Origin of the sequence: Spirochaeta thermophila DSM 6192 (assembly GCF_000147075.1) — a bacterium.
Lineage (GTDB): Bacteria > Spirochaetota > Spirochaetia > Winmispirales > Winmispiraceae > Winmispira > Winmispira thermophila_A.
Genome location: NC_014484.1, coordinates 1,827,136 through 1,840,284, shown reverse-complemented (window position 1 = coordinate 1,840,284; position 13,149 = coordinate 1,827,136). Strand labels below are relative to the sequence as shown.

Genomic DNA, 13,149 nt, shown 5'->3' with positions numbered 1-13,149 from the left:
CCCTCACCGTTGAGTATATGCTTTTACCATATAAGGGCTTGGGTTATTTGTCAAGGAAAGTTTTTCATTTCCTCCCGTCGTACTCCTTCCTGAGTCTCCGAGCGGCTTCCACCATGTTGGTGAGGGAGGGACGCACCTCCTCCCAGGCACGGGTCTTGAGTCCGCAATCAGGGTTCACCCAGAGCTGCCCGGGGGCGATCACCTCGAGGGCCTTCTTGAGGAGGCGGTACATCTCCTCGATGCCGGGGATCCTGGGACTGTGCACGTCGTATACACCCGGTCCGATGTCGTTGGGGTAGTCGAAGCGGTGGAACGCCTCGAGGAGCTGCATGTCGCTCCGCGAGGCCTCTATGCTGATGACGTCGGCGTCGAGCCGGGCGATCCACTCGATGATGTCCTCGAAATCGCTGTAACACATGTGGGTGTGGATCTGTGTGTCGGGGGCCGCCCCCGAGCTCGCGAGGCGGAAGGCGTCGGTGGCCCAGGTGAGATACTCCTCCCACTGCGTCCTTCTCAGGGGGAGCCCCTCCCTGATGGCGGGCTCGTCTATCTGGATGACGGTTATGCCCTGAGCTTCGAGGTCCGCCACCTCGTCCCTGAGTGCGAGGGCGATCTGGAACGCGACGTCCCGGGCGGGGATGTCGTCCCGGACGAAACTCCACTTGAGCATGGTGACCGGCCCCGTGAGCATGCCTTTCACCGGCCGGGAGGTGAGCGACTGGGCGTAGGTGATCCACCGAATGGTCATGGGCTCGGAGCGGTGGACGTCGCCGTAGATGATGGGGGGCTTCACGCATCGAGTCCCATAGCTCTGCACCCACCCATTGGTCGTGGTGCAGTAGCCCGGCAGGAGTTCTGCGAAGTACTCCACCATATCGTTCCGTTCCGGCTCTCCGTGCACCAGGACGTCCAGGCCGAGGGCCTCCTGTTCCCGTATGACCCTCTCTATCTCGCCCTCCATATAGGTCTCGTACTCCTCCCGGGTGATCTCCCCCCTCTTGAACCGGGCTCTCACCTTGCGGATCTCGGGGGTCTGGGGGAAGGAGCCGATGGTGGTGGTGGGGAAGAGTGGAAGGCCCAGCTTCTCCTGCTGGAGGGGCTTGCGATCGGCAAAGGGAAGGGAGCGGGTAAGCTGTGTACCTGTGACGGATGCCACGCGTTCCCTCACGCGGGGGATCATGACCTCGGGATGCCGTCTCCTCGCCTCGGCTGCCTTTCGTGAGCTCTCCCATTCCGGACCTGTCTCTCCGTTCGTGAGGTAACGTGCGAGGAGACTCAGTTCCCTGCACTTTTGCACGGCGAAGGCGAGCCATTCCTTGATGTACTCGGGGAGTGCTGTCTCGAGCTCGAGGTCGATGGGCACATGGAGGAGCGAGCACGAAGAGGAGAGCATCGTCTTGTCGTCTCCTCTTCGGGCCACCTGCGGTTCGACTATCCGGGCCGCCGCCTCCAGGTCGGCCCGCCAGACGTTCCGTCCGTCTATCACCCCGAGGGAGACGACCCTGTCTTCGGGAATCCGGGAGAGGACCTCGACCCCCTCGCGTGTGAGGTCGAGGTGGATGCCCCGTACGCCGGAGGAGAGGAGGAGCTCGATGTTCTCTCCCACTGGCCCGAAGTAGCAGGCCACCAGGATCCTCTCCGTGTGGTCGGAGAGCTGGGCGTAGATCGAGGCCCATGCCTCCTTCTGGGGGGAGGAGAGGTCGGTGGCGAGGATCGGCTCCTCCAGCTGTATCCACTCGCAGTGCGGGGCGAGACGGGAGAGCAGCGTCGCATAGGCCTTACCCACCTCGTCGGCGAAGGACCATCTGGGGCGCTCCCCGGTCTCGCGGGCGAGGGAGAGGAAGGTGAGGGGACCGGGGAGGGTGGCCTTCACCCGGTAGCCGAGACTTCGGGCGAGATGCACCTGTTCCTCGATCCGGGTGTGTTCCGCGAGTCGGATCGAGGAGGAGTCTTCCAGTTCAGGTACGATGTAGTGGTAGTTGGTATCGAACCACTTGGTCATGTCGAGGGCCGGGATGTTGCGCTCCCTGTCGCCCCGCGCGAGGGCGAAGGAGAGGTCGAGGTCGTGGGGGTAGTCCTCTTTCTTGAATCGCGAGGGGATGAGGGAGAGCGCGAGGGCCATGTCGAGGATATGGTCGTAGTACGAGAAGTCACCCACTGTCACCAGTGAGAGTCCCGCCTCCTTCTGGGTCTTCCATGCATATTCCATGAGCCGCTTTCCCGTGTCTTCGAGCGAAGACCGGTCTGTAGCGCCTTTCCAGTATGCCTCCACTGCTTTCTTGAGTTCCCTGCGGGCACCTATGCGGGGAAATCCTATGACGTGTGTCTCCATGGCATCTCCTTTCCTCGTGAGCCTCTTTACTCTTTGTCCGGGTCAGACTATAAGAAGCCCATGAAGTTGTCAATCGAGGCGTTTCTCTCTGGAGGTATCGGGACTGGATGGGGTGGGAAGATTCCCGTATACTGCCTTCTGAGATTTCACTCGGGGGAAGGTCGTGGATAGAGAAGAGATGAAGCGTCGTGTGGCATTCCACGCGGTGGACACCCATGTGAAGGATGGCATGAGAGTAGGACTGGGTACGGGCTCGACCGCGGTGTGGGCGATACGGAGGATAGGGGAGCACATGAGGGAGGGGCGTCTCTCGGGCATCGTGGGGGTTGCGACGAGCTTCGCGAGCGAGATGGAGGCGCACCGGCTCGGTATCCCGGTGAGGTCCCTCAACGACCCCGAGATAGGGGGGGAAGTGGACCTCGCCATCGACGGGGCCGACGAGGTGGATCCCACCCTCCACCTGGTGAAGGGCGGCGGCGGCGCCCTCTTCAGGGAGAAGCTGGTGGCCTACAATGCCCGGAGGTTCGTGGTGGTGGTGGAGGAGTGCAAGCTCGTACCCCACATCGGTACGGGGTTTCCCATTCCTGTGGAGGTGGTCCCCGAAGCGAGGGCCTGTGTGCTCAAGGCCCTCGAGGCGCTGGGCGCGGAGTGGACGATCCGACACGGATCAGGGAAACAGGGGCCGGTCGTGACCGACAACGGCAACCTCCTGGTGGACGTCCGATTCCCTGCCCCCGTGGATCCCGAGGAGATGGAGATACGGCTCGGGCTCATCCCCGGAGTGTACGAGACCGGGTTCTTCACGCGGATCAGGCCCACCGTCTGTGTGGGGCTGCCTTCCGGAGAGGTTCGTACCCTCGGGGAATGATCAGGTGGCGAGGGCCTCGCGGAGACGGAGGATCTCTCCCCGCTTGTCCTCGGACTGGAAGATCGACGATCCCACCACGAAGGTGGTGGCCCCTGCGGATCTGGCCTCGGCGATGGTCGTCGGGTTGATACCCCCGTCCACCTCTATGTCGACCCTGTCGCCGAGGAGCTCCCGTGCCCGTTCGATCTTTCTGAGCATGGGAGTGAGGAACCGCTGACCTCCGAACCCGGGCTCCACGGTCATGATGAGTACCCTGTCGAGGATGTCCTTCACCGGCTCCAGGAGGCGTACATCGGTGGCGGGGTTGAGGGAGATGCCGGCCAGCCTCCCCTTCTCCTTGATGCGCTGGAGGATGAGGAAGGCCTTCGTGGTGGCCTCCAGGTGGAAGACGAGGATGTCGCTCCCCGCCTCTATGAATTCCTCCCAGTATCGTTCGGGATGGCTGATCATGAGGTGGGTATCGAAGACGAGGGAGGAGAACTCCTTCCTCAGCGTCCCTATGACGGGAAGACCGAAGGAGATGTTGTCGACATAGTGTCCGTCCATCACATCGAGGTGGAGCTCGTCTATGAGGTCCTCCACCTCGCGTATCTCGTCTCCCAGTCGGGCGAAGTTGGCGTTGAGTATCGAAGCCGACAGTTTGTACACCGTGAGCACTCCTCTCGCAGGGGTCGGTCAACCTATGCCAGATTTCGCAGGATGTGTAAAGGGTTATGGGGAGGGTGCGCTGTATCGCTGGAGGAGCATGAGCTCCTGAAGCTTCTCCCTCTCCAGATCGGGCAGGTAGGAGAAGGTGAGGCCTATCTCGTATCCTCCGGCAGGGGCCGGCTTCACGTGTATGACGTTCCCTTCTCCCTGGATATCCACGATCCCGTCGTCGGTTTCCACCTCTATGGTGAAGAACAGGGTGGTTCCGACGGGGAACTCCTCCGGACTCAAGAGACGCATGCCGCCTTCACCCAGGTCGAGGGCCTTCACCTCGAGGAAGACCTCCCTCTCGAGCGGAGAGACGGTGACCTCCTTGGTGATGCGTATACGCGGGGTTTTTCTCCGTTCTCCCATCGTGACCTCCACCTCCTAGAAGTATAATCTCTCCCCGATAAAAAAACCAGGGTAAGCAGCAACATAGTGCGGGTAAAAATGACATGGTGGAGCCGCCCGAAATGTGTCATTACAACCCATATTCCCATGTCGTGAGGAGGGGATGGGATTCAAGTCATTGCAGCACAATGTGTTGTGATTTGGCACGTATATTGCTTTAGACCATGCGGAGCGTTGCTCCGCATGGCGTGTGTTCCGGGTACAGAAGGCCGCCTTCCGGAGAGGTGGCCTTCTCCTTTTGAGAGGCTCAGCCCTCCTCCTCGCGCTTCTCCCAGATCTCCAGGATCTCTCCCACGTAGATGGTATGGTAGTCCTTCTTGGGATAGAGCACCTCGATGGCCTCGGCGTCGAGGAATCCTTCGGGGAGCATGGGCCAGCGGGCGAGCTTCCTGCATTCGATGACGAGATCGGCCTGGGCGAATCCGATGCCGGCGGAGAGCTCGACCGGTACGAGACCGGTGGCCGCTGCCTTGTCCACGTCCCGTCCGGAGTGGCTCCCGCAGAACTGGAGGATGGATCTGTGCTCATCGGGGAGGAAGGAGAGGGTGAAGGTCTCGCTCTCTTCCATGAGGCGGTGCGTGTACCTCGTGGGGCGGACGAAGACCATGCAGACGGGCTTGTGCCAGAGCGTACCGAAGGTTCCCCAGCTGCAGGTCATGGTGTTCCATGTGTCCCGGCTGCCTGCGGTGAGGAGAAACCAGCGTTCGGCCGTACTGGTGAAGGGGTTGAACGAAAGGTGTTCGAGTGAGACCGGTACGAAGTCCATCGCTCGCCTCCCTTGTGTGACATGCATTTTCCACAGTGTAGCAGAAATCATGAAAAAGCCCACCCCCGGGGGGTGGGCTCATGGGTCTCCCTGGAGGTGTCAGCCTTCCACCGGCATGTCCGCCAGGTGTTTGTAGAAACGGTACTGCTGCTGCACGTTCTTCTTCGCCTCTTCGAGGAAGGCGCTCGCCTTCTCCGGGTTCATCTCCTTGAGGGCCCGGAACCGGATCTCCTTGTAGAGATACTCCTCGACAGGGAGGTTGGGTTCCCTGGAGTCGAGGACGAGCGGGTTCTTGCCCTCTTCGGAGAGGAGCGGGTTGTAGCGGTAGAGGGGCCACATGCCGCTCTGGACCGCGGCCTTCTGCTGATCCATACCCTTGGCCATGTCGATGCCGTGGGCCACACAGTGGCTGTAGGCGATGATGATGGAGGGACCGGGGTATGCCTCGGCCTCAAGGAAGGCCTTGATGGTCTGGATGCGGTTGTAGCCCATGGCGACCCGGGCCACGTAGACGTAGCCGTAGCTCATGGCCATGAGGCCGAGGTCTTTCTTGCGGATGGGCTTGCCGCCTGCGGCGAACTTGGCGATGGCGCCGAGCGGCGTGGCCTTGGACATCTGACCGCCGGTGTTGGAGTAGACTTCGGTGTCGAGCACGAGGACGTTCACGTCGCGGCCCGAGGCGAGGACGTGATCGAGCCCGCCGTAGCCGATGTCGTAGGCCCATCCGTCGCCGCCGAGGATCCAGACGGACTTCCGCACGAGGTAGTCCGCCACTGCGAGGAGATCCTTCGCCACAGGGTGGGTGCTCTTCTTGAGGGCATCCTTGAGGGCGGCCACGTCGGCACGCTGGCGCTCCACCTCTTCATACGAGCGCTGCGGGTTCTGGAGGAGGCGGTCGAGGAGTTCAGGGGAGACGTCGGCCTTGTCCGCGAGCATGCGGGCGATCAGCTCCTTGCCGTATTCCATGAGCTTCTCCGCGGTGAGGCGCATCCCGTAACCGAACTCGGCCGCATCTTCGAACAGGGAGTTCGACCATGCCGGCCCCCGCCCGTCCGCACGGGTGGTGTAGGGTGTGGTGGGGAGGTTCCCGCCGTAGATGGAGGAACACCCCGTGGCGTTCGCGATCACGGTCCTGTCCCCGAAGAGCTGGGTGAGGAGCTTCACGTAGGGGGTCTCACCACATCCGGCGCATGCGCCCGAGAACTCGAAGAGGGGCTCGAGGAGCTGGGATCCCTTGGTGGTGGCCACGTTGAGGTTAGTCCTGTCGGGATAGGGAAGGGTGAGGAAGAACTCCCAGTTCTTCATCTCCTTCTCCCGGATCTCCTCGGTGTAGTCCTCCATGTTGATGGCCTTGCGGTCGGTCTTGTTGCCCTGCTCGTCCTTCTTGTAGGCCGGGCAGATGTTCACACATGCGCCGCACCCGGTGCAGTCTTCGGGAGAGATCTGGATGGTGAACTTGAGACCGGCGAAGTCCTTGCCCTTTGCATCGGTGAACTTGAAGCCGGCCGGCGCCCCTTCGAGGTGTTTCTCCTCGTAGACCTTGAGCCGGATGACCGCATGGGGGCAGACCGCCGAACAATCACCGCACTGGATACACACGTCCGGATCCCATACGGGCACCTTCTCGGCGATGTTGCGCTTCTCGTACTTGGTGGTGCCGGTGGGATAGGTGCCATCGTCCGGGAGCTTCGACACCGGCAGGTCGTCGCCCCGCCCTGCGATGATCTCGCCGAGCACCTCTTTCACGAACGGGGGGGCATGCTCCGGCACCGGTGGCTTCATGTGGATGGTGCTCGTCACCTGCTTCGGATACTGCACCTCTTCGAGGGCCTCGAGAGCCCGATCCACGGCCTTGAGGTTCTTGTCGACAACATCTTTCCCTTTCTTGCCGTAGGTCTTGACGATGGACTCCTTGATGAGCTGGATGGCCTGCTGCTCGGGGAGGATGCCGGCGATCTTGAAGAAGGCGGTCTGCATGATCACGTTGATCCTGCCGGGCATGCCCACCTCTTCCGCGATCTTGTGGGCATTGATGACGTAGAACTTCGCTTCCTTGTCGATGATCTGCTTCTGTACCTCGGCCGGGAGGTGAGCCCACACCTCGTCCTTGCCGTAGGGGGATGCGAGGAGGAAGGTGCCGCCCTTCCTGAGCTTGCCGAGCATGTCGTACTTCTCGAGGAAGCTGAACTTGTGGCAGGCGAGGAAGTGGGCGTCGGAGATGAGGTAGGCGCCCTTGATGGGTTTCTTCCCGAACCTGAGGTGTGAGACCGTCACGGTTCCGGCCTTCTTGGAGTCGTACACGAAGTAGCCCTGGGCGTAGTTGTCGGTGCTCTCACCGATGATCTTGATGCTGTTCTTGTTGGCTCCCACGGTGCCGTCCGAGCCGAGGCCGTAGAAGATCGCCCGGAAGGTCTCGTCGTCCTCGGTGGAGAAGGAGGGGTCCCAGTCGAGGCTCGTGAAGGTGACGTCGTCCTTGATCCCCACGGTGAAGTGGTTCTTGGGCTGCTTCTCCTTGAGGTTGTCGAGGACGGCCTTGCACATGGCGGGGGTGAACTCCTTGGAGCCCAGGCCGTAGCGTCCGCCGACCACCACGGGGTAGGTGGAGAACTTGGAGTTCCCCGATCCCATCACCTCGCCGATGGCGGTGCGCACGTCCTCGTAAAGGGGTTCGCCGATGGAACCAGGCTCCTTGGTGCGATCGAGCACGGCGATGGCCTTCACCGTGGCGGGCAGGGCGTCGACGAAGGCCTGGGCGTCGAAGGGCCTGAAGAGGCGTACCTTGAGGACTCCCACCTTCTCTCCGCGTGCCACGAGGTACTCGACCGTCTCCTCCATGGTGTCGGCGCCGGAGCCCATGAGCACGACCACCCGCTCGGCGTCGGGTGCTCCCACGTAGTCGAAGAGGTGGTACTGCCTGCCGGTGAGCCGCGCGAACGTATCCATCACCTTCTGGACGACGGCGGGTGTGGCCTGGTAGTACTTGTTCACCGTCTCCCGGGCCGTGAAGAAGACGTCAGGGTTCTGACTGGTGCCCTTGAGGGTGGGATGTTCGGGGTCGAGGGCCCTCGCCCGGTGCGCGGCGATGAGCTCCTGGGGGAGCATCTCCTTCATCACATCGTAGGGGATCTCCTCGACCTTCTGGATCTCGTGGGAGACGCGGAATCCGTCGAAGAAGTGCAGGAAGGGGATGCGTGACTCGAGACTGGCGGCCTGGGCGATGAGGGCGAAGTCCATCACCTCCTGCACGTTGTTGGAGGCGAGCATGGCGAAGCCGGTGGACCTGGCCGCCATCACGTCGGAGTGGTCTCCGAAGATGGAGAGGGCCTGACAGGCGACCGACCGGGCGGCGATGTGGAAGACCGTGGGAGTGAGCTCGCCCGCGATCTTGAACATGTTGGGGATCATGAGGAGCAGGCCCTGGGAGGCGGTGAAGGTGGTGGTGAGGGCCCCGGTGGTGAGGGCGCCGTGGACCGCACCCGCGGCTCCGGCCTCGGACTGCATCTCCACCACGGTGGGGACCGTCCCCCAGATGTTCTTCTTCCCCGCGGCGGAGTAGGCGTCGGAGAGCTCGCCCATGGGGGAAGAGGGTGTGATGGGATAGATAGCGATCACCTCATTGGTGGCGTGCGCAACGTATGCCGCTGCGGTGTTCCCATCAATGGTGATCATGCGCTTCGTATCGGCCATGATTCAACCTCTTTTGTATGGGATTGGATTACCTCCACTATAGCCTTATTCAGGGGGGATTGCAAGTGCAAGGAAGGAAAAAGCGGGGAGGAGGGAGTGCCATTGAGGAAAATTTTATCTCTTTTTTGTGAGGGGAAGCCTGCGGCAGGGAGGTTCCCGGGGACGGGTGGGCTCAGAAATCGTAGAGGAGCCTGAGGTATTCCTTGCGTGCAAAGGCGTGGAGCACCTGATCGGGGATGCCCTCCGGATGGGGAGGATCGGGGGTTGCGGGGAGGGTGTAGCTCTCGAGTATTCGGGCGAGGGTCACGAGGTGGGCTTCGAGTGAAAATCGGGCGAGACGGTCCCGGGTGTCGGGGGGGAGGGGGCGGGTGAGGGTCTCGGCGGCTTGTTCGAGGAGGGTGGCGTTGGCGGTGCGGATCGATTCCAGGGTGTGGGGCGTCTCGGTGATGAGGTGGAGGAGGGCCTTCTGGGCGGGTACGGGGAGGTAGGAGAAGTCGATGGCAGAGGATTCGAACTCCTCCCTGAGCTGCGCGTCGAGGGACTCCCCCAGCGAGGGGGGGAGGAGGGGGGTGATGGTGCGGAGCTTGCGACGGTAGGCCTCGGCGAGTTCGGGGATGGGGATGAGGTGTGTGTCCACGAGGGATGCGGGGATGCGGACGTCGGAGTAAAGGAAGGCGGGGTAGTCGGTGAAGATCTCCTCGAAGCCTTCCAGGATGTCGAGTCTGCGGGCGAGGAGGGGTTTGCCCACGTCGAGGGCCTGGATGAAGAGGTATCCGAAGCCTTCCTGGACCGAGGAGCTCACGAGGAGGTCGGCGGCGTGGAGGGTGGTCGGAAAGGGGAGGCCTACCTGCTCGGCAAGGGGCCCGAGGGGGAAGAGGCCCCGTATGAGGCCTTCGCGGTAACAGGCTTCCACGAGTTCGGAGTAGGCCGTCTCCTGCTGCGAGGTGCCGGGGAGGGAGACGGCGTAGAGGGCGTCGGGCGAGAGGAGGCGGGAGAGGAGGGCCCCTTCCAGGACGTTCTTCCTGCGTATGGTGCGGATGGGGGAGAGGTGGAGGGGGGTGGCGGGGGAGAGGTGGGGGGCGAGGCGCGTGAGGAGGACCGGGCGGGGGTCGGTGAGTGTGGGCGGGGGAAGGGGGTGGTAGGGGTTCTCCAGCAGGAAGAGGCGGTCGGCCGGGATGCCGGCTTCCCTGAGGATGCGCAGGTCGCGCCGGTTGATGAGGGCGTAGCGGACGTTGGGGCCGGTGGGGTAGAGGGGGGAGCGGGTCACCAGGTGGAGGGATGCGAGGTTCTGGTAGCGACCGCTCTCCGGGAAGTCGTGGATGTGAAGGAGGAAACGACGGGAGGGGAGGTCGTCGATGGTGCGGAGGAGGGCCTCGGTGAAGGCCGGGTTCTTGCCCAGGTGGTAGTTGTGCACCCAGAGGAGGTCGCACTCGCCCGCCTCGGTGGTGAGGATACGTCGTATCTCCTCTATGCGGGTCGCGTCGGGAAGAGGGGCGTCCTGGTCGTGGTAGCCCACCTGGGGATGCACCCTCACCTCCACCCGCGAGTCGGAGGCTGCACCGATGGATCGGAGCACCCTGTCGGTGTCCTCGCGTGAGCCCGTAATGAGACGGATGGAGACGTCCTCCCAGTGGGTGAGAAGGCCCCGTACCCCGTCGGTGATGACCGAGGTGACCCCCCCGGGTCTGAGGTGGTAGTGCACGATCCCGATCCTCATGCGCCATACTCTACGGGAGGAGGGATCGGCAGGCAAGGGGGACGTGAAGCAGGAGGAGACGGATGCCGGTCGTGTATCATGGGGCAGAGGTGATCTGGAAGCGGAATATAGTTGTACAAACCCGGCATGAGGGGGTATACTGTGTCGGAAGGGGGACATAGATGAAACGATGCTGGACCGTTGTCGCAATGCTCGTCCTTCTCCCCGCACTGCTGTTCGCAGGGGGGAAGAAGGAAGAAGGACCTCCTGTCGTCTCGCTCGGAGAGGAGGATGCGGTGTATATCTCCCCCGGGGCCTCTCCCGGGGTGCAGGACTCGATCGTCATTCCCCTCTCCGTGACGGCGAATACCTCGATCCAGGATTACAGGATCGTGATCCAGGACGAGGGGGGGAAGGTGGTCTTCACCGCACAGAGCGAGCCCCTGCCGAAACCCGGTTTCTTTAGCAATCTCCTCATCTCGCTGGGGCTCAAGAAACGGCCTTCGGTGGAGATCCCCTCCTCTGTCGAGTGGAGCGGGACCGATGCCGAGGGGCGCGCCGTGCCGGAAGGCTCGTACACGTGCTCGCTGACCGTGACCGACCACCTGGGACAGACCTCCACCTCCTCCATTTCCGTCGTGGTGGACAATACCCCTCCCTCCGCACAGGTGCGGATCCCCGAACCCATCTTTTCCCCGAACGGAGACGGGAGCAAGGACACCATCGTGGTGGAGCAGTCGGGTAGCACCGAGGAGCAGTGGATCATGAGCGTCCAGAGGGAGGATGGTACCGAGGTGTTCCGCTACGTGCTCGAGAACGGTGCGCCCGCTTCCATCTTCTGGAACGGGAAGCTCTCAGACGGCACGATCATCCCCGACGGGGAGTACTACTACGTGCTCTCCTCCACCGACAGGGCGGGGAACGCTTTCTCCACGAAGGCGGGGCCTGTGGTGGTCGATGCCGCGCCCAAGCAGGTGGTGGTGAAGGCCGAGCCCGATCACATCTCTCCCAATGCGGACGATGTACAGGATTTCTGTGTGATCACCCTGGTGGACAGGTCGCCGGGTCAGATCGTGGGGGTGCGTGGCGAGGTGAGGGATGCGGATGGCAGGGTCCTCGCTTCGGTGAGTTCGTTCGAGCTTCCCACTACCTACGTGTTCAACGGCCGGTTCGACGATACCGTGCTGCCCGACGGCGAGTATACCCTGCGCCTGGAGACCGAGTATCTCTCGGGAACTGTCGCGGTGACCGAGGTGCCGGTAGTGATCGATACCCAGCCTCCGGTAGCGCTCCTCCAGTACGGGCCCAGGAAGCTCTCTCCCAACGACGACGGGTTCCAGGATGTGTTCGTCGTGGAGCAGACCTCACCCGACAAGGATGTGGTCTGGACATCGGAAGTCCGTTCACCTCAGGGGCAGCTCGTACTCACACGCACCTGGGAAGGCGGTCTGGGTGACTTCGTATGGGACGGTACGGATGAGACCGGCAAGAAGGTCCCGGAAGGTCTCTACACCTATCGCGTCTATGCCAGGGATGAGGCTGGGAACCTGGGGATGGCCGAGGTAAACGAGATCGCGGTGAGCTACGCCCTGCCTCAGATAGGGCTCGCGGTGGACCATCCCGGCTTTTCTCCCAACGGCGACGGGGTGAGGGATTCGCTCGAGATCACGGTGACCGGCGATGAAGGGCTTCCCGTGAACCGGCTGGTCATCACCATCACCACGCCTCAGGGCGAGCGCTATGTGGTCGATCAGGAGATGCTCGGAGTGGAAGGCATCGTCATTCCCTTCACCATCTCCACGGAGCGGCTCCTCACCATGGAGGTGCCCGACGGACGATATGAGATCGTGGCCTCTGTGACGTACGGCGAGAAGGGAACCGTACTCGAGAGTCCCCCCCTTTCGGTGTGGGTGGACACCGTGCCCCCTGAGGTGTCCGTGAGTGCCGAGCCCGTCCCATTCTCGCCCGACGGCGACGGAAGGGATGAGGTGGTGGCCTTCATCCCCGAGGTGAGGGACGAGGCGGGTATCGAGTCGTGGGAGCTGATGATCACCAACAAGGATCGGAGGCAAACTTTCTCGGGAGGAGGGGAGCCTCCGGCCCAGATCGTATGGGACGGCTTCTTCGAGTCGGGCGACCTGGCGGAACAGGCCCACGAGTATCCCGTGGTCTTCACAGTTACGGATCTCGGCGGCAACGTGGCGAAGGCCTCGGCCCTGGTGGTGACCGACGTGTACGTGGTGATCAAGGACGGCGGAGCCTACATCAGCGTGCCCGACATCCACTTTGCGCCCTTCACCGCTGACTACACCGACAAGGTGCCGCCTGAGATCCGTGAGGAGAATCTCCGCACCCTCGACGAGGTGGCCGCGATGCTCAAGAAGTTCCCGCAGTATACCGTGCAGCTCGAAGGCCATGCGGTATCCCTCCTCTGGTTCGATCCCGAGCGGGCGAAGATAGAGCACCAGGAGGTCCTTATCCCGCTCTCCCGTGCGAGGGCCGAGGCAGTGCGAAAGGCCCTCATCTCCAGGGGGGTGGATCCCTCGCGGCTCTCCATCGTGGGCTATGGGGGCTCTCGGCCCATCGTGCCCTTCAGCGATCTCAAGAAGCGGTGGGTGAACCGGAGGGTGGAGTTCCTCCTGAAGGAGAAGTCCGGCAACTGATCGGATGATGCGGGTGTGCGAGGGGAGGCCTCGGAG

At 62.7% G+C, this 13,149-nt stretch carries 8 protein-coding genes; 2 read left to right on the top strand and 6 right to left on the bottom strand.

Annotated elements, in window-relative coordinates:
* Positions 1–64: 64 nt before the first annotated feature.
* The gene (metE, locus tag STHERM_RS08315) at positions 65–2,332 is read right to left on the bottom strand and encodes a 5-methyltetrahydropteroyltriglutamate--homocysteine S-methyltransferase (RefSeq protein ID WP_013314445.1); all 2,268 of its coding nucleotides are present in this window, start codon (positions 2,330–2,332) and stop codon (positions 65–67) included.
* A 178-nt stretch (positions 2,333–2,510) separates the two neighbouring features.
* Between metE and rpiA the strand changes: the two genes are divergently transcribed.
* Positions 2,511–3,200 carry a ribose 5-phosphate isomerase A gene (rpiA, locus tag STHERM_RS08310; protein ID WP_013314444.1) on the top strand — a complete coding sequence of 230 codons (690 nt, stop codon included), beginning with the start codon at positions 2,511–2,513 and terminating at the stop codon, positions 3,198–3,200.
* On the opposite strand, the gene rpe is transcribed toward rpiA, so the two are convergent.
* The 5 genes from rpe to STHERM_RS08285 all read right to left on the bottom strand — a co-directional run bounded on the left by rpe (position 3,201) and on the right by STHERM_RS08285 (position 10,471).
* Positions 3,201–3,848, bottom strand: a complete 648-nt coding sequence (rpe, locus tag STHERM_RS08305; RefSeq protein ID WP_013314443.1) for a ribulose-phosphate 3-epimerase — start codon at positions 3,846–3,848, stop codon at positions 3,201–3,203.
* A 63-nt stretch (positions 3,849–3,911) separates the two neighbouring features.
* Entirely contained in the window at positions 3,912–4,262 is a 351-nt protein-coding gene (locus STHERM_RS08300) for a PilZ domain-containing protein (RefSeq protein ID WP_013314442.1), read from the bottom strand.
* A 286-nt stretch (positions 4,263–4,548) separates the two neighbouring features.
* Positions 4,549–5,067, bottom strand: coding sequence for a flavin reductase family protein (locus STHERM_RS08295; protein ID WP_013314441.1), 519 nt, complete (start codon positions 5,065–5,067; stop codon positions 4,549–4,551).
* Positions 5,068–5,166: 99 nt separating this feature from the next.
* A complete protein-coding gene (gene nifJ, locus STHERM_RS08290) occupies positions 5,167–8,754 on the bottom strand; it encodes a pyruvate:ferredoxin (flavodoxin) oxidoreductase (RefSeq protein ID WP_013314440.1) in 3,588 nt (1,195 codons plus the stop codon).
* A 172-nt stretch (positions 8,755–8,926) separates the two neighbouring features.
* Complete coding sequence (locus STHERM_RS08285) at positions 8,927–10,471, bottom strand: glycosyltransferase family 1 protein (protein ID WP_013314439.1); 1,545 nt, start codon at positions 10,469–10,471, stop codon at positions 8,927–8,929.
* Between the two features lie 161 nt (positions 10,472–10,632).
* Between STHERM_RS08285 and STHERM_RS08280 the strand changes: the two genes are divergently transcribed.
* Positions 10,633–13,113 (top strand): gliding motility-associated C-terminal domain-containing protein, encoded by a 2,481-nt coding sequence (locus STHERM_RS08280; RefSeq protein WP_013314438.1) that lies wholly within the window; start codon positions 10,633–10,635, stop codon positions 13,111–13,113.
* The last annotated feature ends 36 nt before the right edge of the window (positions 13,114–13,149 follow it).